Raw genomic sequence first — 23024 nt, 5'->3', positions numbered from 1 at the left:
CAAAGACTGATAATCAGTAGAGAAAAGCCGCCGCGCCAATGGCGTGACGGCTTGTGCCTGACCCGAGGGTCAAGATCCGTATGAATGAATTACCGGTCGCGATACAGGTTGGCAACCTTGTCGTCCGAACCAACACTGGTGACGCTCAGCAATTCGTCGCCGGACAGTCCTGCGCGCGACAATTCTTCCCCGGTCATCACGGAACGGGCAGGAACCTGTTTGGTTTGCGCTTTTGCTTCAACCTGCGCGGACGATAGCGAGCCGTCAGGACGCTCGTTACTTCCGTTAGCTGCGGCCATCGCGCCACCAGCGGTCAGGGACAGGGCGGCCAGGGCGTACACAAAGTTTTTCATGATCGTTTTCCTTGTTCTTGCAACATCTTGGAAGCGGTGGCGCGCCGGATGCGCGTCTGGTCCGTTCCGATGACTGTCAGATAAGGGGGGCACAAACGAAAGATTAGGCGCAAAATCGCGCGCTCTGTGTTCGATGGGACGGGACAATCGCGCGGGATCGTCCCGTCCGGTCGGTCAGGCGGTGCAGACCTGCGCGATGCGTGCCAGGATCGCGTCGGGCTGACCGTCCAGCGTGGCCGATTGCCGCGGGCGGCCCTCCCACGCGCCCAGGGGGCCCTGGCGGTCGGCGGGGTTCATCAGCGTCAGGCCCAGGGCGATGCCCTCGGACAGGACGCGGACCTCGCCCTGGGTCGTGGTGAACAGGTCCGGGTCGGTCAGATAGACGGCGGCGGTGCAGTCATGGACCAGCATCCCGTCATAGCCCGCCGCCTGGTAGAAGCCGACATAGCCCTGCGACAGGTCGGCCACCAGCTGCATCCCCGCGCCGCCCCGCGCGCCCAGATCGGCCAGCGACGCGCTGTCCATGAAGGTGCGCGTGGTCAGGTCCAGCGGCACCGCGACCACCGGCCAGTCCGCGCCAAAGACCACGTCGGCGGCCAGCGGGTCGCCCCAGATGTTCGCCTCGGCCGCGGGGGTGATGTTGCCGGGCACGCGGAAGGCGCCGCCCATGATCACCACGTCGCGCACCAAGCCTGCGATGTCGGGCGCCATCTGCACCGCGCGCGCCAGGTTCGTCATGCGCCCCACGGCCAGCACCCGCACCTCGCCCGGATGGGCGCGGATCGTGTCGATCAGGAACTGGGCGGCGGTGTCGGGGCCGTCGACCGGGGCCTCCGGGGTGGGGTGGTTGCCCAGGCCGTTGTCGCCGTGAATGTGGGTGGGCCAGAATTCGGGTGGCATGTCGGGGGTCATCGGCCCCTCGGCCCCGCGATGGACGGGGGCATCATGCCCCCAGGCCTGCAGCAGGAAGCGCGCATTGCGGGTGGTCATCGCCACCGGCGCGTTGCCGAAGACGGTGGTCACGCCCAGCAGCTCGATCTGCGGGTGGCGCACCAGATAGTAGAGGGCCAGCGCGTCGTCCACGCCGGGGTCGGTGTCAAAGATCACCTTGTGCTGGGTCATCGTCATGTCCTGTCTGTGATCGGCCCGATGTAACGTCCCATCGGGCCGCGTCAACAGCCGGTCACAGCGACATGGTGGCCTTGACCGCACGTCGCCACGCGTCATAGCGCGCGGCGCGGTCGTCCTCCTCCATCGCGGGGGCAAAGCTGCGGTCCAGCGCCCAGTCCTTGGCGAAACCGGCCATGTCGGGATAGATCCCCGGCCCCTGCCCCGCCAGCCAGGCGGCACCCAGGGCCGTCGTCTCCAGCACCTTGGGCCGGTCGACGGGGGCGCCCAGGATGTCGGACAGGAACTGCATCGCGTAATCGGATGCGCTCATGCCGCCATCGACGCGGAGCGCGGTCTCTCCCTTGGGCTCCCAATCGGCCTTCATCGCCTCCAAGAGGTCGCGGGTCTGGAAACCCACAGATTCCAGCGCGGCCCGGGCCAGCTCGGCGGGACCGGAGTTGCGCGTCAGGCCATAGATCGCGCCGCGGCTGTCGGGCGACCAATAGGGCGCCCCCAGACCGGTGAAGGCCGGGACCAGGATAACCTGCTGGCCGGGATCGGCGCGTTCGGCGAGGGGCTGGGTCTCCTTCGCGTCGCGGACGATCTTCAGCCCGTCGCGCAGCCATTGCACGACCGCGCCCGCGATGAAGATCGAGCCTTCCAGTGCATAGGTCGGCTTGCCGTCCAGCTGATAGGCGATGGTCGTCAGCAGGCGCTGCGTGGACTCCACCGGCTTGCCCCCGGTGTTCAAGAGCGCGAAGCAGCCGGTGCCATAGGTCGATTTCATCATGCCCGGCTCGAAACAGGCCTGGCCCACGGTGGCCGCCTGCTGATCGCCCGCGACGCCGGTGATGGGGATGGGGCGCCCGAAGAGGTCGGGCCGCGTGGTGCCGAAATCGGCGGCGCAGTCCTTGACCTCGGGCAGCATCGCCATGGGGATGTCGAACAGGCCGCAGATGGTCTGCGACCAGCGGCCCTTGTGAATGTCATAGAGCATCGTGCGCGCGGCATTGGTCGCGTCGGTCGCATGGACCGCGCCGCCGGTCAGGTTCCAGATCAGCCAGCTGTCCACCGTGCCGAAGGCCAGATCGCCCGCCTGCGCGCGATCGCGGGCACCGTCCACGTGGTCCAGGATCCATTTCAGCTTGGTGGCCGAGAAATAGGGATCGACCAGCAGACCGGTGCGGGCGGTGATCATGTCGGCATGGCCCGCGGCCTCCAGCTCGCGGCAGAAATCGGCGGTGCGGCGGTCCTGCCAGACGATGGCGTTGTGGACGGGCTTGCCGGTCTTGCGGTCCCAGACCACGACGGTCTCGCGCTGGTTGGTGATGCCGATGGCCTCGATGCGCGGGTTGCCGCATTTCTCGATCGCGGCGCGGCAGGTGGCCGCCGTGCTGGCCCAGAGGTCGGCAGGATCATGTTCGACCCAGCCCGATTGCGGGAAATGCTGGGGGAACTCCTCCTGCGCGCTGCCGCAGGGGACCATCTTGGCGTCAAAGACGATGGCGCGGGACGAGGTCGTGCCCTGGTCGATGGCAAGGATATGGGTCATGGGCGGTCCTTTCGTCACGAACGGGGGCGCGGATCGACCGCGCCCCCTTCAGGCTAATGGGCAGGGATCATTCCTGCCAGCGCTTGATCAGCTCCTCATACGCGATGGTGACCGGCGCGGGCTTCTCGTTCTCCAGCTTGGCGACGGGGGCGCCGGGCTGGTCGATCCAGTACTGGGGGTCCTGCTCCTCGTTCAGGACCGGACCCAGATCACCCTGCACGCCGGACCGCTCCAGGCGCGACAGCACGTCCTCCTGCTGTTCGCACAGCGCGTCCAGCGCCTCCTGCGCGGTCTTGGCGCCCGAGGAAGCATCGCCGATGTTCTGCCACCACAGCTGCGCCAGGCGCGGATAGTCGGGGATGTTCGCCCCGGTATCCGACCAGCGCACCCGGTCGGGCGAGCGATAGAACTCGACCAGACCGCCAAGCTGCGGCGCGCGTTCAGTGAAGCTTTCGTGGCGCACGGTGCTGTCACGCACGAAGGTCAGGCCGACATGGCTCTTCTTCGTGTCGACGGTCTTGGACACGATGAACTGCGCATAGAGCCAGGCGGCCTGCGCGCGGTCCACAGGCGTCGACTGCATCAGCGTCGCGGCACCCACGTCCTGATAGCCGACCTTCATGCCCTCTTCCCAGTAGGCGCCATAGGGCGACGGGGCCATGCGCCATTTCGGCGTACCGTCCTCGTTCATGACCGGCAGGCCTTCCTTGACCATGTCGGCGGTGAAGGCGGTGTACCAGAACATCTGCTGGGCGATGTTGCCCTGCGCGGGGACGGGGCCCGCCTCGCTGAAGGTCATGCCCGCGGCGGCCGGGGGCGTATAGTTCTGCAGCCAGTCGATGTACTTCTCGATCGCATAGACGGCGGCCGGGCTATTCGTGGCCCCGCCCCGCGCCATGCACGATCCCACCGGCTGGAAGTTGTCGTTCACGCGGATGCCCCATTCGTCGACCGGGAAGCCGTTGGGTTCGCCCTTGTCGCTGGCCCCCGCCATGGACAGCCACGCATCGGTGAAGCGCCAGCCAAGCGACGGGTCCTTCTTGCCATAGTCCATGTTGCCATAGACCTGCTGGCCGTCGATCTCGCGTCCGGTGAAGAACTTGGCGATGTCCTCATAGGCGGACCAGTTCACCGGCACACCCAGGTCGTATCCGTATTCGGCGCGGAACTCGGCCATGATCTCGGGGTCGGTGAACCAGTCGTGGCGGAACCAGTAGAGGTTCGCGAACTGCTGGACGGGCAGCTGGTACAGCTTGTCGTCGGGCGCGGTCGCCTGCGCCAGGCCGATGAAATCGTCCAGGTCCAGGCCGGGGTTCGTGAAATCGGCACCCTCGCCGGCCATCCAGTCGGTGATGTTGCGGACCTGCTGATAGCGCCAGTGGGTGCCGTCCAGGTCGGCATCGTTGATGTAGAGGTCGTAAACGTTCTCGCCGGTCTGCATCTGGGTCTGCAGCTTCTCGACGACGTCGCCCTCGCCGATCAGGTCATGGGTGACCTGGATGCCGGTGATGGCGGTGAAGGCCGGCGCCAGGACGCGGCTTTCGTATTCGTGGGTGGTGATCGTTTCCGACACCACGTTGATCGACATTCCGGACAGGGGCTGGGCGGCGTCGATGAACCACTGCATCTCGGCCTCCTGCTCCTCGCGGGTCAGGACGGACTGGTCGCCGATCTCGGCATCGAGGAACGCGCGCGCGGCCTCGATGTCGGCGAAGGCGGGGCCGGACAATGCCAGCATCACCGCGGTTGTGGACAGCAATCTCAGGCTCATTGGTCTTTCCCTCCCTGGGATTTTCGAGGTTGGCAGACGGCCGGCGGGACCCTCATCCCCCGCAGGCCAATGCGCTGTGTCAGACCCACCGAAAGACGGCGGCGGCCCAGACCAGGCAAACCAGCATCGCCCAGGGCAGTGCCGCCGTCGTCAGACCCAGCCAAGCCAGGGTGATGAAGGCAGAGCCCAGAAGCGTGATGAACAGACGGTCGCCCCGCGTCGTCTCGATCCCCAGGACGCCGCGACGCGGCGTTTCGGGAAACCGGACCGCCAGCACCGTGAAGGTGACCAGCAGCAACGCGATGGTGACGAAGAAGATCGCGGTCGGCAGCGTCCAGGCCATCCATGACATGGCGTATCCCCCTTACACGCGGCCCAGGGCAAAGCCCTTGGCGATATAGTTGCGGACGAACCAGATGACCAAGGCACCCGGCACGATGGTCAGAACGCCCGCCGCGGCCAGCACGCCCCAATCGACGCCCGATGCCCCTTGCGTCCGGGTCATGGTCGCCGCGATCGGCTTGGCCGCGACCGAGGTCAGCGTCCGCGACAGCAGCAGTTCGACCCAAGAGAACATGAAGCAGAAGAACGCCGCGACCCCGATCCCCGACGAGATCAGCGGCATGAAGATCCGGGTGAAGAACCGCCCGAAGCTGTAGCCGTCGATGTAGGCGGTCTCGTCGATCTCCTTCGGCACGCCGCGCATGAAGCCCTCCAGGATCCACACGGCCAGCGGAACGTTGAACAGGCAATGCGCCAGCGCCACCGCGATATGCGTGTCGAACAGCCCCACCGACGAGTACAGCTGGAAGAACGGCAGCGCGAAGACGGCGGGCGGTGCCATGCGGTTGGTCAGCAGCCAGAAGAACAGGTGCTTGTCGCCCATGAAGTGATAGCGGCTGAACGCATAGGCCGCCGGCAGCGCCACGGCCACGGAGATTACCGTGTTCATCACCACATAGATCAGGCTGTTCACGTAGCCCATGTACCAGGCCGGATCGGTCAGGATGGTCGCGTAATTGGCAAAGGTCAGGTTCCGGGGCCACAGGCCGAAGGTGCCGGTTATCTCGGCATTGGTCTTCAGGCTCATGTTGATCAACCAGTAGATCGGCAGCATCAGGAACAGAAGATACAGGATCATGACGACGGCGCTGCCGTTGATGCGCTTGCCCATGCTCTCAGCCCCTTTTGTCCAGATTGGTCATGACCGTGTAGAAGACCCAGGAGATCAGCAGGATCACCAGGAAGTACATCAGCGAGAAGGCCGCCGCCGGACCCAGGTCGAACTGCCCGAGCGCCATCTTGACCAGGTCGATCGACAGGAAGGTCGTCGCGTTGCCCGGCCCGCCCCCGGTGACCACGAAGGGCTCGGTATAGATCATGAAGCTGTCCATGAAGCGCAGCAGGATGGCGATCATGAGGACGCCCGCCATCTTGGGCAGCTCGATATAGCGGAAGACCTTCCAGCGGCTGGCCTGGTCGATCCGCGCCGCCTGGTAATAGGCATCGGGGATCGACTGCAGCCCGGCATAGGCCAGAAGCGCGACCAGCGAGGTCCAGTGCCAGACATCCATCACGATGACCGTGGCCCAGGCATGGATCGGGTTCTGGGTATAGTTGTAGTTGATCCCCAGGGCGTCCAGCGTATAGCCCAGCAGGCCGATGTCGACGCGCCCGAAGATCTGCCAGATTGTGCCGACCACGTTCCACGGGATCAACAGCGGCAGCGACATCAGCACCAGCACGACGCTGGCCCAGACCCCGCGTTTCGGCATGTTCAGCGCGACGAAGATGCCAAGCGGGATCTCGATCGCGATGATGATGGCCGAAAAGATCAGCTGGCGGCCAAGCGCGTTCCACATGCGTTCGGACGACAGCAGGTCCTGGAACCAGCCGGTGCCGTTCCAGAAGAAGACGTTGTTCCCGAACGTGTCCTGGAACGCATAGTTGACCACGGTCATCAGCGGAATCACCGCCGAGAACGCGACCAGCACCAGCACCGGCAGAACCAGGAACCAGGCCTTGTGATTGACGGTCTTTTCCATGGTCCCCCCTTACGCCGCCGCCACGCGCCAGTCGTCGGCATAGATGTTCACGCGGCCCGGATCGAAGACCGCGCGGGTCATGTCCGCGGTGATGGCCTGATCCTCTGGCGCGATGATGTTCAGGTCGTGCCCCATCAGGTCGGCGCGGATGATGCGGTGGCGGCCCACATCCTCGATCCGGCGGATCGTGACGGGCAGGCCCTGATCGGCGGACAGGCGGACGTGCTCGGGGCGGATGCCCAACTGCACCCTGCCCCTCAGCGCGCCGTATGACCCGGCCAGCGCGGTCGTGCCGCCCGGCACCTGCGCCTCGCGTCCCGCCACGGTGACGGGCAGCAGGTTCATGCCGGGCGATCCGATGAAATAGCCCACAAAGGTATGCTCGGGCCGGTCGAACAGCTCCTCGGGCGTGCCGATCTGGACCACGCGGCCGTCATACATGACCACGACCCGGTCGGCGAAGGTCAGCGCCTCGGTCTGATCGTGGGTGACATAGATCATCGTATGGCCGAAATCATGGTGCAGCTTCTTCAGCTGGGTGCGCAGCTCCCATTTCATGTGCGGATCGATCACGGTCAGCGGCTCGTCGAACAACAGGGCGTTCACGTCCTTGCGGACCATGCCGCGGCCCAGGCTGATCTTCTGCTTGGCATCAGCCGTCAGGCCGCGGGCCTTGCGGTCCAGCATGTGCTCCATGCCGATCATGCGGGCGATCTGGGCCACGCGCTCGGCCACATAGGTCTCGGGGCGGCCGCGGTTCCTCAGGGGAAAGGCCAGGTTGTCGCGCACGGTCATGGTGTCGTAGACGACCGGGAACTGGAACACCTGCGCGATGTTGCGTTCGGCGGTGGGCGCGCGGGTCACGTCCACCCCGTCGAACAGGATGCGTCCCTGCGACGGGATCAGCAGCCCCGAGATGATGTTCAGCAGCGTCGATTTCCCGCAGCCGCTGGACCCCAGCAGCGCATAGGCCGCCCCGTCCTGCCAGTCGTGGTTCAGCTCCTTGAGCGCGTAATCCTCCGGGCCCTTGGGATGGGCCGAATAGGAATGGGCGAGGTTCTCCAGCGTGATCTTGGCCATAACCCCTCCTCAGGCGGCGCTTGCATAGGCGGCGGGGGTGACCATGCGGCCATCCTCGGCAAAGACATAGACGTGGCGCGGGTCCAGCCAGACCGGCAGCACCTGCCCCAAAGGCAGTTCGTGGACACCGTGGATCAGCCCGACCCACCGTTGTCCGTGATGGTCCAGATGGACGAAGGTCTCGGACCCGGTCAGTTCGGTCACGACCAGCTGCGCGTCGAACTGCACCGCGTCGGGGGCATGCCGCGACAGGTGCAGGTGGTTGGGCCGGAACCCGGCCAGATAGCGCCCGTCGGGCAGCGCGGGCATGCCCGCGACCGACGCCCGCCCGCCCGCCACCTGGAAGGGCAGGAAATTCATCGGCGGATCGCTGAAGACCCGCGCGGTGGTCGCATCCGCCGGCTGGCGATAGACCTGCGGCGTGGGCCCGAACTGCGTCACGCGGCCCTCCCACAGGGTCGCGGTGTTGCCACCCAGCAGCAGCGCCTCCTCGGGTTCGGTGGTGGCATATACGAAGATCGCGCCCGATTCCGCGAAGATGCGCGGGATTTCCACGCGCAGCTCCTCGCGCAGCTTGTAATCCAGGTTCGCCAGCGGCTCGTCCAACAGCACCAGACCGGCGTTCTTGACCAGCGCGCGCGCCAGCGCGCAGCGCTGTTGCTGGCCGCCCGACAGGTCAAGCGGCTTGCGGTCCAGCATGGGGGTCAGGCGCATCATCGCGGCGGTCTCGCGCACGCGGCGGTCGATCTCGGCGCGGTCGACGCCCATCAGGCGCAGAGGGGATGCGATGTTCTCAAAGACGGTCATCGCCGGATAGTTGACGAACTGCTGATAGACCATCGCGACCTTGCGGTCCTGCACCCGCATGCCGGTGACGTCGCGGCCCTCCCACAGGATGCGCCCCCTGGTCGGACGGTCCAGCCCCGCCATCAGCCGCATCAGCGATGTCTTGCCCGACAGCGTCGGCCCCAACAGCACGTTCATCGTGCCGCGTTCCAGCACCAGATCGGTGGGATGGACATGCACCTGCCCCTCGACCACCTTCGTCACGCCCTGCAATTCTAACGTCATGTCCCCTCCCAAGGCCCTCCTGACGGCGCGTCTATTCCGCGGCCGCCCCCTGCGCCCAACGGGCCTGTATCCACTGGTCCAGGACCTGCACCTGATCGGCGTCCAGGCGCAGCCCCAGCTTGGTCCGCCGCCAGACCACGTCGGTCGCGCGGCGGGCATATTCGTGATCCATCAGCCACACGACCTCCGCCTCGGTCAGCGTGGCGCCGAAATCGACGCCCAGGTCGGCGGCCTGCTGCGCCCCCGCAAGGATCGTCGCGGCCTCGGTCCCATAGGCGCGCACAAGGCGGCGGGCCCAACCTTCGGTCAGGAACGGATGATCCGCGCGCAGCCGTGCGACCAGCGCCGGCACCCCGTCGACAGGGAAATCCCCGCCGGGCAGCGCCACGCCACGCGTCCAGTCGCCGGGCAGGTTCGGAAAGAACGGCGCGATCTTGGCCAGCGCCGATTCCGCCAGCCGGCGATAGGTGGTGATCTTGCCGCCGAAGACGTTCAGCACCGGCGCGCCGCCGGTCTGGTCGACCTTCAGCGTATAGTCGCGCGTCGCCGCCGTGGCGCTTTGCGCGCCGTCGTCATACAGCGGCCGCACCCCGGAATAGGACCAGACCACGTCATCCGCGGTCAGCTGGCGGCGGAAATACTGGTTCGCAAAGCCCAGCAGGTAATCGCGCTCCTGCGGCGTGCATTCCGGCTTGACCGACGGGTCATGGTGGTCGGCATCGGTCGTGCCGATCAGGGTGAAGTCGGTCTCGTAGGGGATCGCAAAGATGATCCGCCCGTCGGTGCCCTGAAAGAAATAGCATTTGTCGTGATCATAAAGGCGCCGCGTCACGATATGGCTGCCCCGCACCAGGCGCACACCCTCGGTCGAATTCAGGCGGATCGTGCCCTGGATCAGGTCGCCCACCCAGGGGCCGCCGGCATTGACCAGCATCCGTGCGCGGTGCTTGGTCGTCCGGCCCGTCGCCACGTCCTGAGTGGTCACGATCCAGTGGTCGGGATGGCGATCGGCGGACAGCACCTTGGTGCCGGTCATCACCGTGGCGCCGCGCGCCTCGGCGTCGCGTGCGTTCAGGACCACCAGGCGCGAATCCTCGACCCAGCAGTCGGAATATTCATAGGCGTGGTGAAAGCGTTCCTGCAGCGGCGCGCCTTCGGGGGTGCCGTCCAGCGACAGCGTGCGCGTACCGGGCAGGATCTTGCGGCCGCCAAGCGTGTCGTACATGAACAGCCCCAAGCGGATCAGCCAGGCGGGCCGACGGCCCTTCATCCAGGGCATCACCATGCCCAGCAGCTTGGAGGTCGGCGTGTCCGATTCGAACCGCATGTCGGGGTGATAGGGCAGCACGAACCGCATCGGCCAGCTGATATGCGGCATCGCGCGCAGCAGCACCTCGCGTTCGATCAGCGCCTCGCGGACCAGCCGGAACTCGAAATACTCCAGATAGCGCAGGCCACCGTGAAACAGCTTGGTCGAGGCGCTGGACGTCGCTTGCGCCAAGTCGCCCATCTCGGCCAGGGTGACGGACAGGCCGCGCCCGGCCGCATCGCGGGCGATCCCGCAACCATTGATGCCGCCCCCGATCACGAACAGATCGACCGTCTTGCCTGTACCCGTCACGCGCCGCCATCCTTTCATGGACCCTGCCTATGTGTGCCGTCGTTCGCACCAAAAAGAAAGGATTTTATTTTCGTTTCGGTTCATTTGTTTTTTTCATATGATTCTTATGATCTTACAGAGAACACGTCACGGATTATGCCCTGAATTAGCATAGAAACGGCGTGTCAGATGCCGATTCATCGCGCCATTCCTTGCACGATCTGCACAAACCGCAACAAAGCGAACATCTTGCCTGTTCGGCCGGGTCGTGCAAGATCGACGAAACCGCAAGGGGTGCCCCATGTCGCAAAGCTTCCGCCAGCCCGAGATCCTGGAGATCGCCCGCCGCGACGGCAAGGTCACGGTCGAGGGGTTGGCCGGGCATTTCGGCGTCACGCTGCAAACGATCCGACGCGACCTGACCGACCTCGCCGAGGCCGGCCGGCTGGAGCGTGTTCACGGCGGCGCGATCCTGCCCTCGGGCGTGGCCAATATCGGCTATGAGGAACGTCGCGCCCTGCACCACGACGCCAAGACTGCCATCGCCCGCGCCTGCGCCGCCGAGGTGCCCGAAAAGATCAGCCTGTTCCTGAACATCGGCACCAGCACCGAAGCCGTGGCCCGCGAACTGCTGGGCCATCGCGACCTGCTGGTGGTGACGAACAACATGAACGTGGCGAACATCCTGGCGGCCAACACCGATTGCGACGTGATCGTCACCGGGGGCAGCCTGCGCCGCGCGGACGGGGGCCTGGTCGGCACGCTGGCGGCCGAGACCATCCGCCAGTTCAAGTTCGACCTGGCCGTAATCGGCTGCTCCGCGCTGGACCGCGACGGCGACCTTCTTGATTTCGACATCCAGGAAGTCGGCGTCAGCCAGACCATCCTGCGCCAGTCGCGCCGCACCTTCCTGGTGGCGGACCATTCCAAGCTGTCGCGCAGCGCGCCCGCCCGCATCGGATCGCTGTCGCAGCTGGACGCGATCTTCACCGACCGCCCTCTGCCCGGCGATCTGGCCCGCGCCTGCGAAGGGTGGCAGACCCGCGTGATGCTGCCCTGATTGCCGCCTACAGCGCCGCCAGCAGAGCGGCGGTCTGGGGCATGCGCGACAGGCTGGCCGCGATGCGGTCGCGCCACCGCGGGCCGCGCGACAGGGCGTCCTCATGCGCCTCGGCCAGATCGTCGGGGCGGTCGCGGGCCAGCGCGTCGATCAGGAACGCGGCCTGCGACCGGTCCTTGGCGGATTTCGGGCGATCCTCGGCGCGACGGCGGTCGGCCACGATCAGCTTGTGGATGGCGAACCGTTCCGGGCGCGGCACCTGGACCAGCACGCCGCTGCGATAGGGGATGGCCGCGGGGATCGGATCCGCGATCAGATAGTTCAGATGGTGCAGCGCCTGCGCCTGCACCCCAAGCGCGGGCAGGTCGCGCAGCCCCTCCTCTCCAAAGGCCGGGGTCAGGAATTCGACCAGCGCATTGCCCTGCGTCTGCCGCCAGCGCCAGGCGCGGCCCGGTTGCAGGCTGGGCGCCGGGGCAAAGTCGAAATCGGCCAGGACCTGCGTGACCGGGGGCGCCGCCGCATCCTCCAGCGCCAGGGACAGGCGCTCAAAGCTGGCGATGTCCAGATCGTCTGTCTGCGCGGTCTGTTCCAGCGACAGGACCAGGTTCAGTTCCCCCTCGTACAGGCGAAAGGCGTGGGTGCCGACGACCGTGCCGCCAAGGCGGAACACCCCCGCCCCCGACAGCGCCGCCATCAGGCTGCCGTTGGTCGGGTCCAGGCCCAGAAACCCCTCGGCCCGCAGCAGGCGTACCAGCCGGGCGCGATCGCGACGGCGCTGTTCGGCGGGCACCCGATCGTCGCGCAGCGCCTGCATGCGGGCGGCAATGTCTGGGCCATCCTCTCCCAGATAGCGCTTGCGGACCTGGGTGCCGACGCGAAAGCTGTCGTACCAGTAGCCCCGCCCGTTGCGTTCGACCAGGGTAGGCGCGCCACGCAGATCACGCAGCCCCTCGTCGCGCAAGGCGCGCAGCAGGTCGTGATAGGCGGCATGGGCCAAGGCGGAATGGGATCGGGGCATCATGTACAACAGTTGTAATGTCTGTTGAATACATCCATGTTCAACAGTTGGCAAGACAGTTGAACATCATCAGCCCTGGGTCATGACCCGGTTGACTGCATGGCGGCGGGCCAGCTGGCGCCCCTCGGCCCCGTTCAGCATCCGGCGCGCCGCCGGGCGGGTCGGACCGTCGGCGGCACCCGTCATCAGCCCCAGATCGGGGAACAGGGCCAGCACCTCGCGCCGGGCGGTCTCGGACAGGGTCTTCAGCGCGTCGGGGCTGGTGTGCAGCGTCTCGGCGCAGGCGCCTTCGGCCAGGACAAGCTGGTGCTCCTCGCAGACGAAATGCAGATAGGTCACGCCCCCCTGCCACGGCGCCGGACCCACCCCGGGGATAGAGGTCAGGTGCTGTGCCGCGACCAGCACCTCGGGTTCGTCGAACATCCGCCGGGCGATGCGCGACCCGACCAGAAGGCGGTGCTGGGGGGACACGACCAGGTCGCGGGCCGGGATGCCGGGGCCAAGCGCATCGCGCCGGATCAGGATCGGACGCCGTTCGGGTTCCGCATGCAGCCGGGCGGGGCCAAGGGTACGGGTGCCAATCCATGCGATCCGCTGCAGGCCCGCATCGCGGGTCTGGACCGCCATGCCGGGGCGCAGCATCTGGACCGGCATGTCGCCCCCGGCGGTGCGGATCATCGTGTCGCGGGCAAAGCACATCACCCCGGCGGCAAAGGCGTGGGGCAGGCGCCGCAGCTTCGCGATCAGCCGCGTGGCCCCCGGCAGGTCCGGCGCACCGTCGGGAAAGAGGAACACCAGGCCCCCGCCCCGGTCCTGCAACAGGACCGCCGTGCGCGGGCTGCCCAACGGGACCACGGCGACTCCGGCCGCGAAGGCTGGCGTGAGCGTGCCCGACCCGAGAACCACGGCCGGACGGTCAGGTTCGGGATGCACGATCCGCCCGATGTCCAGCGGCAGCCCGTCGTCCAGCGCCTCCCCGGACCGCCGCGGGCCGAACGCGTCCAGCCGCAGGACCTGTCGCCCGTCCAACAGCTGTCCCGCCAGGACGGGCCCGGCATAGTCGTGCAAACAGACGTCCTGGGCGTGCGACATGACGAGGCTCCGGCGCATGGGTCGTGCATCCGGAAGATACGCAACCACAGTACTGTTTGTTTCACCTTGAACGGGAATATTTGCGCGTTATGCACATGGCCGTGCGATGTCCTGTCATCCCAGCAGCACCCACAGCACCAGCGCCTTGGCGGCCAGCACCACACCGACGATCACAGGGACCGGCACGCCGGACAGGGGCGATCGGCGGACCGGCGGACCGAACAGCCGCCGCTGGATCAGGGGCAGCACATTGGGCGCCGGCACCGATCCGAACTGCCCGTTCATCGGCGACAGGCGCATCTGCCAGGCGGCGACCAGTCCCGCCCAGACCGGGTCGCGGGCCAGACGCCGATCCGCCAGGGCCCGCTGTTCCGGGTCCAGCAGGCCGATGGCGTATTCCGCAGCCATGATGTCGTCGGTCGAGGGGTCGGTCATTCGGGGTCCGTGAATTGATCCATGCAGGCGCGCAGACGCTGCAGCGACCGCCGCAGCCAGGTCTTCATCGTGTTCAGGGGAACGTCCGCATCGCGGGCCAGCTCCTCATAGCTCCAGCCGTCAAGATAGGCCCGGCGCACGGCCTGCGCCTTGTCTGCGTCCAGTTCATCCAGGCAACCGTCCAGCCGCGTCCGCTGATCGGCGGCGATCGCCTGCGCCTCGGGGCCAGGACCGGGACCGGGCAGGCCCGGATCGACGGGCTGGGTGACCGGGCGCACCTGCCGCGAACGCAGCCGGTCGATGGCCGCGTTGCGGGTGATCGCCACAAGCCAGGTCCGCGGATTCGACAGCCGCGGGTCATAGCGGCCGGCCCGTGTCCAGACCCGGACGAACACCTCCTGCAGCAGATCCTCGGCATCGGTGCGGTCGCGCAACATCCGCAGCAGAATTGCGAACACCATGTCGCAATTCGTGCGATAGAAGTCGGCGAAGTCCGCCCGCGATCCGGCCGCGATGGCCACAAGCATCCGAACGTTGTCGTCGTGATCCGTCATGAACCGTACAGTCTTGATTTTTGATGGTCGTGCTGCATAGTTCCAGACTGGACCACAATTTCAAGTTGTCGATCATTTGATTCAAAACAGCCGGAGGGTATTGCCAGGATGAGCATCAGGACCAAGATCATGCTGATCGTCTTTGCCGGAATCCATATCCCCCTGATCGCGGCGGTGGCGGCGGTATCATTGCTGCACGTCACGGCGGTGCAGGCGCTGCTGATGATCCTTCTGCTGTCCACGCTGGCCGGCGCGGTGACGTCGATGCTGGCCGTCGCCCGCGTCATGCGTCCCCGATCCGCCATCGCGGCCTGACCCGAACCGTTCGGGCCCTGCAGAAAGATACGGGCCGCGGCGCCGAAGGTTTCAGCGCCGCGGCCCTATTTTCACGTCATGCCTGCGGCGATCAGCGGGCCGCGCGACGACGCGCCGCGGGGCCGGCGACGGCCGAGGGGACGTTGCCCTCCTCCTCGGCGCGCTCACCGGCATCGGCTGCGGATTGCGCGGCGTCAGGCTGTCCTGCACCGGCCTCGATCTCAGCGGTGGCACGGGCCCAGTGGTCGGCCTCCTGGCCCTCGGGGCAGCCCTCGTTTTCCCAGATCTGATGGGCGCGGGCGCGGATCAGGTCGTCTTTGTCCAGATCGGTCATCATGTCCTCCATTGATGAGACTTCGGGTCGGGGCGGTCCTCACGCACGGGTCAGGGCCACCACGCTTTGCCATCCCAGGGGCAGAACCCCTGAAACGGTATCCATGCAGGCGACGTCGTCGCGCGCCGTGTCGATGCGCAGCGTCCAGTCGCCTTCGGGCAGGGCGAATTCGCCATCATCGCCCGCATTCACGATGATCAGGATCTCGGGCGCGTCAGTGGGCTGCAGCATCAGGCCCAGGATCCGCAACTCTCCTTCCGACCAGTCCGCGTCGGTCATCGCATCGCCGCGCGGGTGGAACCAGCGGGCGACGGGCTGGCCTTCGGGTCCGCTGAAATGCGTCTGTGCCAGACCGCTGTCCTTGCGGAACGCGGTCAGCGCCGCCACGGCATCGCGGATGTCGGCGCGCGCGCCGTCCCAATCCAGCCAGCTGATCTCGTTGTCCTGGCAATAGGCATTGTTGTTGCCGTCCTGGGAATTGCCCATCTCGTCCCCGGCCAGGATCATCGGCACGCCCTGCGACAGGAAGATGGTGGCCAGCATGCCGCGCACACGGCGAACGCGGGCGGTGTCGATGCCCGCATCGTCCGTCGGCCCCTCGGCGCCCAGGTTGTCGGACAGGTTGTGGTCGTGCCCGTCGCGCCCGTCCTCGCCATTGGCGTCATTGTGCTTGTCGGAATAGCTGACCGTGTCCCACAGGGTGAACCCGTCATGCGCCGCGACGAAGTTCACCGAACTGGTGGCCGGACGATGGCTGTGGTTGAACTGCACCGGCGATCCGACCAGACGCTCGGCGATGACGCCCAGCTGGCCGGAATTGCGGCGCCAGAAGGCGCGAGTGTCGTCACGGAACTTGTCGTTCCATTCGCGGAACGGCCAGCGGTATCCGCCGACCTGATAGCCGCCCTCGCCGATGTCCCAGGGTTCGGCGATCAGCTTGATGCCGGACAGGACCGGGTCCTGGCGGATGGCATTGAAGAACGACCCATCACGCTCGAACCCTTCGGATTCGCGGCCCAGGGTCGATGCCAGGTCGAACCGGAACCCGTCGACATGCATCACCTGCACCCAGTAGCGCAGCGAATCCATCACCATGCGCAGCACCATCGGATGCGCGACGTTCAGCGTGTTGCCCGTGCCCGTGGTGTCGAAGCTGTGGCGCTTGTCCTCGGACAGCAGATAGTAGCTGGCATTGTCGATGCCGCGGAAGGACAGCGTCTGGCCCAGCTCGGACCCTTCGCAGGTGTGGTTGAAGACCACGTCAAGGATGACCTCGATCCCGGCCTTGTGGAACTTGCGGATCGCCTCCTTGACCTCGCGGATCTGGCCCGTCTTCAGATAAGGCGTATGAGGCGCGAAGAACGACAGGGTCGAATAGCCCCAGTAGTTCGACAGGTCCTTCTCGACCAGATAGCGGTCGTTGGCGAAGGCATGGATCGGCAGCAGCTCGATCGCGGTGACGCCGATCTTCTGCAGGTGGCTGATCACCGGCTCGGTCGCCAGGCCGCGGAACGTGCCCTGCAGGTCCTCGGGGACGTCGGGATGGCGCTTGGTCACGCCCTTGACATGGGCCTCATAGATGACAGTGTCCGCCCAGGGCGTGCGCAGCGCGCGTTCCGTGTCCCAGTCAAAGCGGCTGTCCACGACCACGCCCTTGGGCATGAAGGGCGCGCTGTCGCGTTCGTCAAAGGACAGGTCGTCCTCGCCGATCGTATAGCCATGCAGCGCATCGTCCCAGATGATCTCGCCCCGCAGTTCGCGGGCATAGGGGTCCAAGAGCAGCTTGTTGGGGTTGAAGCGGTGGCCGTTCTCGGGCTCGTAGGGGCCGTGCACGCGATAGCCATAGACCTGGCCCGGCATGATGTCGGGCAGGTATCCGAACCAGATGCCCCCCTCCATGTCCGGCAAGGGCAGGCGGTACAGTTCCTCCTGGCCCTCGTCGTCGAACAAACACAGCTCGACCTTGGTCGCGTGGTCGGAATACAGCGCGAAATTCGTCCCCTCGCCCATGAATTCGGCGCCCAGGATGTCGGAACGGGCCTGGGTGGCATCAAAGATAGGAGGGGTGGTCAGATCACGCATGAAGTCCTCGGCGGTTGGAAGGGGGTGGGGTGACGGAACGACGGATATGCGCGTGCGCGGCACGGCGGTCCAGCATCGTTTGCGTGATCAGGACGGTTCCCGCCGGGGTGCGGGTGAACCAGCGGGCGTCCTCGGTCGCGTTCTCTCCGGTGACCAGTCCCGGGGGGACCTGCGTTCCGGGGGCGACCAGCGTGCAGGTCAGGCGGGCGCTTTCGGGCACCACGGCGCCCGGCATGGCGATGCTGCCGCGTCCCAGGTACCAGTCGGATGCCGGGCTGGCAAAAGGCAGGCGCGCGGGCTCGGCCGACACGAAATCCAGCTGCGCGCGGCGCAGCGCGTCCAGCGTGCCCACGTCGCGCCAATAGCCGCGGCCCGACGGCCCGGCGGGCATCCGCCACACGCCGGCCACGCCCTGCGCCACCGCATCGGGGATCACGTCATGGCCGAAATCCATCGCCTCGACCGGGCTGTCGAACAGCGCCTCCTGCAGCCAGCGGCGGTCGAAGACATAGATGCCCATCGACACCATAGCCCGATCGGGCTGATCGATCATGCCGGGGGGGTCGGCGGGCTTTTCCAGGAACGACAGGATGCGACCCTGCGCGTCGGCCTGCATGACGCCAAAGCCGCGCGCCTCGGCCCGGGGTACCGTGTCGACGGCCACGGTCACCGCCGCCCCCGACACGCGATGCGCCGCCAGCAGATCGGCATAGTTCATGTCATAGACATGGTCGGCCGCCAGGATCAGGACCTGATCGCCACCCATCGCCTCCAGCGCGTCCCAGGTCTGGCGCGCGGCGTCGGCGGTGCCCATGAACCGGTCCTGACCATCGCGCAGGGCCAAGCCGGCCTGGGGGAAACGGTGGCCCCACCGTGTCGGCAGGTGGTGATGCAGGCTGTGCGGCGCGTATTGCGTGGCGACCAGCATCCGCGGCAGTCCGGACCGCACGGCATTCGCCATCGCAAAGTCGATGATACGGTTCGCGCCCGCAAAGGGCACGGCGGGCTTGCTGTCGCGGGCGGTCAGTTCATGCAGGCGCGTGCCCTTTCCCCCCGCCAGCAGAAGGGTCGCGACCCCGGTGACGGGGACGGGCGCAGGACGGGTGACGGGGGTGGCCAGGCGCGGCACGGCGGGCATGTATTCTGACATGGCGACATCTCTTGCAGGCTAGGGTTTCATCCCGCCATGCTGCCCAATGGAGAAGGGCTTGTGGCGCGTCACCTGTCGAACCGCCATGCCCTCCGGTTGTTCCCACGCGCGTCAAATATCAATCGGGCGAAAGGGGATCATGCCTCTCTCAGATGCACCCGGCAGCCGTCGGGCCCATGCCAGTCCAGAATTTCGGCACCGTCGTCGGCCGCTGCCGCCCCGCCGGGCAGATCCAGGCGGGCGATCAGCTGTCGCTTGCTCGCGCGGCGCGTCAGGCCGATGCCCGCATCGTCGATCTGGACCCGCGTATCGGCATCATCCAGCAGATCGGCCATCTGCGCCCGCAACGCTAGCAGGCGATGGGTCCAGCGGGCCTTGACCGCGCCGATGTCGTCTCCCTGATCGCCCGCGGCCAGTGCATCCCACGGCACGGGGCGGCGGTTGTCCGGGTCGGTCAGTGCCAGGAACAGGCCCTGCGTGCCCTGATAGACGTCGGGAAAGCCCGGCATGACCATCTTGAACATCAGCTGCGCCAGGATCAGCGCCTGTCCCCGTTCCAGCAGCCGCGTCAGGGCAGCGGGCGCATCGCGGTCCCACTCCTCCAGCAGGGCGCGGCCCAGATCGGCGATGCGCCCCTCGACCGCCTCGTCGGGGTTGGTCCAGTAGCTTTCCTGCTTGGCCTCGCGCAGGGCCTTCTCGACATGGGTGTTGACGCGTTCGCCCGCATCCTCGGCCCCGTGCAGGGCCAGGGCGGTCTGCACCATGTACCACCGCCAGCGCGGGTCCACGCCCTTCGCCTGCGGCATCCGGGCCGCGGCCTGATCCAGCGCCGCCAGATCCTCCGGCAGGTGGCTTGCGGCGATCAGGCGCGCACGGGCATCCTCGGACCGCTTGCTGTCATGGGACGAGGTCAGAACCATGTCGCCTACGCGGCGGCGGGCCATGGCCTCGGTCGCCTCGGGCCCGGTGATGGTCGCCTCGTCGGGTTCGGCGCCGACCTCGTTCGCGGGCAGATAGCGGGTCCAGCGGAAGCCGGCCGTGTCCTCCTGCGCCTTGGCCAGCAGCGCGCCCGAGACCTGCTGCAACCGCGTGACGAAGGCCTGCTGCGCGGGCGTGGACGGCTCGGCCCAGACCCCGGCCAGCTGTCGCACCACAAGATCGCTGCGCAGCCCCTTGGCGGCCTCCTCGGCCACCTGCTCGATCAGCGCGCGATCATCGGCGTCTGCGCCCCGTGCGGTGACATAGGTGCGATAGCGCGGCGTGGCGATCAACAGCGCGGTCACCGCCTCGCGCAGGGCCTCGGGGCCGGGTTCGACCTCCGAGACCGGCGCCAGCGCATGGGCCGCCATGCGCGACAGCTGCATCCGCTCGGCGGCCAGCTCGTTGTCCAGGATCTCGTGCTTGGCCTGCGTCAGGGTGTCGGCAAAGGACGGCGTCGGGCCGATGGCGTCGTGCCAGGCATCGTCCAGACGCTCCAGCCCCGCGGCGGGGGTCAGCATGCGGGTGATCAGGCGCCCGGCTTCATAGCCGGTCGTGCCCTCGGTCGCCCAGGCATCGGGCAGCGGTTCGTCGCCCGTCAGGATCTTCTCGATCCAGATCGGCGTGTCGGGCAACGCCGCCGCCAGCCTGTCCAGATAGTCCGCAGGATCGGCCAGCCCGTCGACATGGTCCACCCGCAGTCCCTGAACCTGACCGCTGCGCACCAGCTCCAGGATCAGCGCGTGGGTGTCCTCGAACACCGACGGGTCCTCGACCCGCATGCCGATCAGGTCGGTGACGTTGAAGAACCGCCGATGCGTGATGCCGTCCCGCTCCAGCACGTGATGGACCAGCCGCCAGTGCTGCGCCTCGTGCAGGGCCCGCAGATCGTCGGTGGCATTCGTGCCGGGCGCCAGCGGCAGCGCCAAATCGCCGAACATCCACTGGCCATCGCGGACGCGGAACGCGCCCTCGGTCAGCATCTGCTCGAACGGGGCGGGCAGCCAGGGCAGGACCAGCGGCCCTGCCTGCCAGTCGATGTCGAAATGCCGGGCGCGCGGGCTGGACCGGCCATGCGTCAGCACGTCGGCCAGCCACGGGTTCTGCACGGAAAACGCGGTGTGGTTCGGCACGATGTCCAGGATGATCCCCAGGTCGCGCGCCTTGGCCTGTTCGGCCAGCGCGGCAAATCCCTCTGCCCCGCCAAGGCTGTCGTCGATCCGGGTCGGATCGGTGATGTCATAGCCGTGGGTCGACCCCTCGGTCGCGGCAAAGATCGGCGACAGGTACAGGTGGGACACGCCCAGATCGGCGATCTGGTCCAGGCGTCCGGTCAGGGCCGCGAAATCCACCCCCTCGCGCAGCTGGATGCGGCAGGTGGCAGTCGGAATACGCGGAATCATGACAAGGCTTTCACGGTCAGGGAAAAGAGATCGCCGGGCTGTCCCACGGACAGGTCGGCATCGGGCAACGGTGTCGGGTCAGGCTGGCCCAGGGCCAGCGACAGCGCAAGGCCGCCGCCGGGGAACTGCCACAGGGCGCGGATCAGGCCCGGCCCCTCGCGGGTGACGCTGGCCTCGGGCTTGCCGCTGTTCAGCAGCGGCACGACATGGGCCGCGCGGAACGCCAGAGCCCGGCGGGTCAGGTCCATCCAATCGCGGGCGTCGGGATCGTCGCGCCAGCCAAGGCGCGACCGCTCCATGGTCGCGGGGTCGATGGGGTCCGGCACGCCGTCGCCCAGGCTGGCGATGCCCGGAAACTCGGATGCGCGGCCCTTGCGGACGGCCTCTCCCAGATCGCCCGAATAATCGGCAAAGAACTGGAACGGCGCGGTCTCTCCGCGCTCCTCTCCCATGAAGACCATCGGCACATAGGGCGCGACCAGCAGCAGCGCATAGGCGACGCGGACGGCATCGGGCTTGGCCAGGGTCAGCAGGCGCTCTCCCAAGGCGCGGTTGCCGATCTGGTCATGCGTCTGGATCGCGTTCACGAAGGCCGTCGGCGGCAGGTGACCGCAGGGCACGCCGCGCGGATGATCCAGGCCTTCGCGCGGCTGGCCCTCCTCGATATGGCCGCGCGACAGGGCCAGCGTCAGGTCGGCGATCGGGTCGACCGCAAAGCTGGCGTAATAGCTGTCCGATTCCCCGGTCAGTGCGACATGGACCGCGTGATGGAAATCGTCGTTCCAACTGGCGTCATAGCCCACCTCGCGCAGGTCGGGGATGTTGCGCTCGTCCTCGGTGATCAGGTGGCGGCGGGGGGTCAGGGTGGCGATTTCGGCGGCCAGGTCCTTCATGAACTGGGCCGAACCCGGCCCGGTGATCTGGTGCACCGCATCCAGCCGGAACCCGTCGAAGCCATAATCCCGCAGCCAGTGCATCGCGCAGCCGATCCAGAAATCGCAGACCTGCGGACGCGAGAAATCGATCGCCGCGCCCCAGGGCGTATGCCGGTCGGGGTCGAAGAAGTCCGGCGCCGCGTGGTGGATCCACGCGCCGTCCGGGCCGAAATGGTTCATCACCAGGTCCAGGATCACCATCATCCCGCAATCATGCGCGGCCCGGATCAGCCGGCGCAGATCGCCCGGACTGCCATAGGCCGGATGCGGGGCATAGGGCAGCACGCCGTCATAGCCCCAGCCCCGGTTGCCGGGAAACTGGCCCACGGGCAGCAGCTGGATCGCGGTGAAGCCAAGCGCTGCCAGCCCCGGCAGCCGGTCGACGGCGGCAGAGAACGTGCCCTCGGGGGTGAAGCAGCCGACATGCAACTGATAGATGACCGCCTCGGACCAGGGGCGTCCTGCCCATTCCTGCGGCATCGGCGGGTCGGTCACCACGGATGCGGCGTTCACGCCCCCCGCCTGCAAGCGGCTGGCCGGGTCGGGCATGTCGGTGCCGTCCACGCGGAACAGATAGCGGGCGCCGGGGGTGGCATGGCTGCGGGCCTGCCAGATGTCCAGATCGCCCTTGTGCATGGGCTGCGCCTGCCCGTCGACCAGCAGGTCGACCTGTTGCGCCCGCGGCGCCCACAGGCGGAAGGTCAGGCCGTCGTCATCCCGCACCGGTCCCCAAAGGTGTCGCATCGTCCCGGTCCCTCCGACAGTGGCTGCGGGGGTCAATGACCGGGATGCGAAGGCGTTCCCGCATTCTGACAAAAAGCAATCGGATCAGGCATCCAGCGGCGGTGGCGCGGCCGTCTGACCAATGAACAGGCGGTGCCCGTCATGGGTGACGGCCCAGACCCCGCGGTCCCCCATCTCGACCAGCACACTGCGATCCTCGGCGGCGGCCTCGAAGACCACGACAAGGTTGCGCAGCATGTCCAACGTGAATTCGGCCCGTGCCTGGACGGCCAAGGGGCCCGGCCGGGCATGGGCGGTCGGCTCTTTCATCGGGACCTCGGACAAGGGTGACATTCACAACGT

General features: G+C 67.2%; 22 protein-coding genes. 2 read left to right on the top strand and 20 right to left on the bottom strand.

The genetic code is table 11. The annotated features are described in order from the left end of the window. Positions 1-89: 89 nt before the first annotated feature. The 10 genes from EOJ32_RS16265 to glpD form a co-directional block, all read right to left on the bottom strand. On the bottom strand, positions 90-353 hold the full coding sequence (locus EOJ32_RS16265; RefSeq protein ID WP_127899453.1) for a hypothetical protein: 264 nt from the start codon (positions 351-353) through the stop codon (positions 90-92). Positions 354-527: 174 nt separating this feature from the next. Next, complete coding sequence (locus EOJ32_RS16260; protein WP_164871480.1) at positions 528-1475, bottom strand: nucleoside hydrolase; 948 nt, start codon at positions 1473-1475, stop codon at positions 528-530. Between the two features lie 61 nt (positions 1476-1536). Further along, positions 1537-3015, bottom strand: coding sequence for a glycerol kinase GlpK (gene glpK / locus EOJ32_RS16255; protein ID WP_127899451.1), 1479 nt, complete (start codon positions 3013-3015; stop codon positions 1537-1539). A gap of 67 nt (positions 3016-3082) precedes the next feature. Next, on the bottom strand, positions 3083-4786 hold the full coding sequence (locus EOJ32_RS16250; protein WP_127899450.1) for an ABC transporter substrate-binding protein: 1704 nt from the start codon (positions 4784-4786) through the stop codon (positions 3083-3085). A gap of 79 nt (positions 4787-4865) precedes the next feature. Further along, positions 4866-5138, bottom strand: coding sequence for a DUF2160 domain-containing protein (locus EOJ32_RS16245; protein WP_045983694.1), 273 nt, complete (start codon positions 5136-5138; stop codon positions 4866-4868). Positions 5139-5150: 12 nt separating this feature from the next. After that, positions 5151-5960, bottom strand: coding sequence for a carbohydrate ABC transporter permease (locus EOJ32_RS16240; RefSeq protein WP_045983693.1), 810 nt, complete (start codon positions 5958-5960; stop codon positions 5151-5153). Between the two features lie 4 nt (positions 5961-5964). Further along, entirely contained in the window at positions 5965-6831 is an 867-nt protein-coding gene (locus tag EOJ32_RS16235; RefSeq protein WP_045983692.1) for a carbohydrate ABC transporter permease, read from the bottom strand. A gap of 9 nt (positions 6832-6840) precedes the next feature. Continuing rightward, the gene (locus tag EOJ32_RS16230; protein ID WP_127899449.1) at positions 6841-7911 is read right to left on the bottom strand and encodes an ABC transporter ATP-binding protein; all 1071 of its coding nucleotides are present in this window, start codon (positions 7909-7911) and stop codon (positions 6841-6843) included. Between the two features lie 9 nt (positions 7912-7920). After that, the gene (locus tag EOJ32_RS16225) at positions 7921-8982 is read right to left on the bottom strand and encodes an ABC transporter ATP-binding protein (protein WP_127899448.1); all 1062 of its coding nucleotides are present in this window, start codon (positions 8980-8982) and stop codon (positions 7921-7923) included. Between the two features lie 31 nt (positions 8983-9013). Continuing rightward, positions 9014-10603: a glycerol-3-phosphate dehydrogenase gene (gene glpD / locus EOJ32_RS16220; RefSeq protein WP_240542564.1), complete on the bottom strand. Its 1590-nt coding sequence runs from the start codon at positions 10601-10603 to the stop codon at positions 9014-9016. A 280-nt stretch (positions 10604-10883) separates the two neighbouring features. Between glpD and EOJ32_RS16215 the strand changes: the two genes are divergently transcribed. Then, the gene (locus tag EOJ32_RS16215; RefSeq protein WP_045983688.1) at positions 10884-11642 is read left to right on the top strand and encodes a DeoR/GlpR family DNA-binding transcription regulator; all 759 of its coding nucleotides are present in this window, start codon (positions 10884-10886) and stop codon (positions 11640-11642) included. Between the two features lie 7 nt (positions 11643-11649). Here EOJ32_RS16215 and EOJ32_RS16210 read toward each other — a convergent pair whose 3' ends face one another. The 4 genes from EOJ32_RS16210 to EOJ32_RS16195 form a co-directional block, all read right to left on the bottom strand. Continuing rightward, positions 11650-12663 carry a GSU2403 family nucleotidyltransferase fold protein gene (locus EOJ32_RS16210; RefSeq protein WP_164871479.1) on the bottom strand — a complete coding sequence of 338 codons (1014 nt, stop codon included), beginning with the start codon at positions 12661-12663 and terminating at the stop codon, positions 11650-11652. A gap of 66 nt (positions 12664-12729) precedes the next feature. Continuing rightward, complete coding sequence (locus EOJ32_RS16205; RefSeq protein ID WP_164871478.1) at positions 12730-13752, bottom strand: Hint domain-containing protein; 1023 nt, start codon at positions 13750-13752, stop codon at positions 12730-12732. Between the two features lie 114 nt (positions 13753-13866). Continuing rightward, positions 13867-14187, bottom strand: a complete 321-nt coding sequence (locus EOJ32_RS16200) for a hypothetical protein (protein WP_127899445.1) — start codon at positions 14185-14187, stop codon at positions 13867-13869. Beyond that, positions 14184-14741 carry a sigma-70 family RNA polymerase sigma factor gene (locus EOJ32_RS16195; protein WP_045983686.1) on the bottom strand — a complete coding sequence of 186 codons (558 nt, stop codon included), beginning with the start codon at positions 14739-14741 and terminating at the stop codon, positions 14184-14186. The genes EOJ32_RS16200 and EOJ32_RS16195 overlap by 4 nt, the downstream gene beginning before the upstream one ends. Before the next feature lie 108 nt (positions 14742-14849). Here EOJ32_RS16195 and EOJ32_RS16190 point away from each other — a divergent pair, with 108 nt between their 5' ends. Next, complete coding sequence (locus tag EOJ32_RS16190) at positions 14850-15056, top strand: hypothetical protein (protein WP_127899444.1); 207 nt, start codon at positions 14850-14852, stop codon at positions 15054-15056. A 91-nt stretch (positions 15057-15147) separates the two neighbouring features. Here EOJ32_RS16190 and EOJ32_RS16185 read toward each other — a convergent pair whose 3' ends face one another. From EOJ32_RS16185 to EOJ32_RS16160, 6 genes are all read right to left on the bottom strand, one after another. Further along, on the bottom strand, positions 15148-15393 hold the full coding sequence (locus EOJ32_RS16185) for a DUF2934 domain-containing protein (RefSeq protein WP_052715213.1): 246 nt from the start codon (positions 15391-15393) through the stop codon (positions 15148-15150). 36 nt (positions 15394-15429) lie between these two features. Further along, positions 15430-17472: a glycogen debranching protein GlgX gene (gene glgX, locus EOJ32_RS16180; RefSeq protein WP_127899443.1), complete on the bottom strand. Its 2043-nt coding sequence runs from the start codon at positions 17470-17472 to the stop codon at positions 15430-15432. Beyond that, complete coding sequence (locus EOJ32_RS16175; protein ID WP_240542563.1) at positions 17465-18622, bottom strand: sugar phosphate nucleotidyltransferase; 1158 nt, start codon at positions 18620-18622, stop codon at positions 17465-17467. The genes glgX and EOJ32_RS16175 overlap by 8 nt, the downstream gene beginning before the upstream one ends. A 137-nt stretch (positions 18623-18759) precedes the next feature. After that, the gene (gene treY / locus EOJ32_RS16170) at positions 18760-21003 is read right to left on the bottom strand and encodes a malto-oligosyltrehalose synthase (RefSeq protein WP_127899442.1); all 2244 of its coding nucleotides are present in this window, start codon (positions 21001-21003) and stop codon (positions 18760-18762) included. Further along, positions 21000-22682: a malto-oligosyltrehalose trehalohydrolase gene (gene treZ, locus EOJ32_RS16165; RefSeq protein ID WP_127899441.1), complete on the bottom strand. Its 1683-nt coding sequence runs from the start codon at positions 22680-22682 to the stop codon at positions 21000-21002. Before treZ ends, treY begins: the two co-directional genes overlap by 4 nt. An 84-nt stretch (positions 22683-22766) precedes the next feature. Then, positions 22767-22991 carry a hypothetical protein gene (locus EOJ32_RS16160; RefSeq protein WP_045983681.1) on the bottom strand — a complete coding sequence of 75 codons (225 nt, stop codon included), beginning with the start codon at positions 22989-22991 and terminating at the stop codon, positions 22767-22769. Positions 22992-23024: the final 33 nt, after the last annotated feature.

It is taken from the genome of Paracoccus sp. Arc7-R13, assembly GCF_004010775.1.
GTDB lineage: Bacteria > Pseudomonadota > Alphaproteobacteria > Rhodobacterales > Rhodobacteraceae > Paracoccus > Paracoccus marcusii.
Note: the sequence above shows the minus strand (reverse complement) of the source record. Positions and strands in the feature narration are given on the sequence as shown.

Excerpts from the sequence above, each read along its gene's own strand:
- EOJ32_RS16265 (WP_127899453.1), bottom strand. The coding sequence starts at position 353 with ATGAAAAACTTTGTGTACGCCCTGGCCGCCCTGTCCCTGACCGCTGGT.
- EOJ32_RS16260 (WP_164871480.1), bottom strand. The coding sequence starts at position 1,475 with ATGACCCAGCACAAGGTGATCTTTGACACCGACCCCGGCGTGGACGAC.
- glpK (WP_127899451.1), bottom strand. The coding sequence starts at position 3,015 with ATGACCCATATCCTTGCCATCGACCAGGGCACGACCTCGTCCCGCGCC.
- EOJ32_RS16250 (WP_127899450.1), bottom strand. The coding sequence starts at position 4,786 with ATGAGCCTGAGATTGCTGTCCACAACCGCGGTGATGCTGGCATTGTCC.
- EOJ32_RS16245 (WP_045983694.1), bottom strand. The coding sequence starts at position 5,138 with ATGTCATGGATGGCCTGGACGCTGCCGACCGCGATCTTCTTCGTCACC.
- EOJ32_RS16240 (WP_045983693.1), bottom strand. The coding sequence starts at position 5,960 with ATGGGCAAGCGCATCAACGGCAGCGCCGTCGTCATGATCCTGTATCTT.
- EOJ32_RS16235 (WP_045983692.1), bottom strand. The coding sequence starts at position 6,831 with ATGGAAAAGACCGTCAATCACAAGGCCTGGTTCCTGGTTCTGCCGGTG.
- EOJ32_RS16230 (WP_127899449.1), bottom strand. The coding sequence starts at position 7,911 with ATGGCCAAGATCACGCTGGAGAACCTCGCCCATTCCTATTCGGCCCAT.
- EOJ32_RS16225 (WP_127899448.1), bottom strand. The coding sequence starts at position 8,982 with ATGACGTTAGAATTGCAGGGCGTGACGAAGGTGGTCGAGGGGCAGGTG.
- EOJ32_RS16215 (WP_045983688.1), top strand. The coding sequence starts at position 10,884 with ATGTCGCAAAGCTTCCGCCAGCCCGAGATCCTGGAGATCGCCCGCCGC.
- EOJ32_RS16210 (WP_164871479.1), bottom strand. The coding sequence starts at position 12,663 with ATGATGCCCCGATCCCATTCCGCCTTGGCCCATGCCGCCTATCACGAC.
- EOJ32_RS16205 (WP_164871478.1), bottom strand. The coding sequence starts at position 13,752 with ATGTCGCACGCCCAGGACGTCTGTTTGCACGACTATGCCGGGCCCGTC.
- EOJ32_RS16200 (WP_127899445.1), bottom strand. The coding sequence starts at position 14,187 with ATGACCGACCCCTCGACCGACGACATCATGGCTGCGGAATACGCCATC.
- EOJ32_RS16195 (WP_045983686.1), bottom strand. The coding sequence starts at position 14,741 with ATGACGGATCACGACGACAACGTTCGGATGCTTGTGGCCATCGCGGCC.
- EOJ32_RS16190 (WP_127899444.1), top strand. The coding sequence starts at position 14,850 with ATGAGCATCAGGACCAAGATCATGCTGATCGTCTTTGCCGGAATCCAT.
- EOJ32_RS16185 (WP_052715213.1), bottom strand. The coding sequence starts at position 15,393 with ATGATGACCGATCTGGACAAAGACGACCTGATCCGCGCCCGCGCCCAT.
- glgX (WP_127899443.1), bottom strand. The coding sequence starts at position 17,472 with ATGCGTGATCTGACCACCCCTCCTATCTTTGATGCCACCCAGGCCCGT.
- EOJ32_RS16175 (WP_240542563.1), bottom strand. The coding sequence starts at position 18,622 with ATGTCAGAATACATGCCCGCCGTGCCGCGCCTGGCCACCCCCGTCACC.
- treY (WP_127899442.1), bottom strand. The coding sequence starts at position 21,003 with ATGATTCCGCGTATTCCGACTGCCACCTGCCGCATCCAGCTGCGCGAG.
- treZ (WP_127899441.1), bottom strand. The coding sequence starts at position 22,682 with ATGCGACACCTTTGGGGACCGGTGCGGGATGACGACGGCCTGACCTTC.
- EOJ32_RS16160 (WP_045983681.1), bottom strand. The coding sequence starts at position 22,991 with ATGAAAGAGCCGACCGCCCATGCCCGGCCGGGCCCCTTGGCCGTCCAG.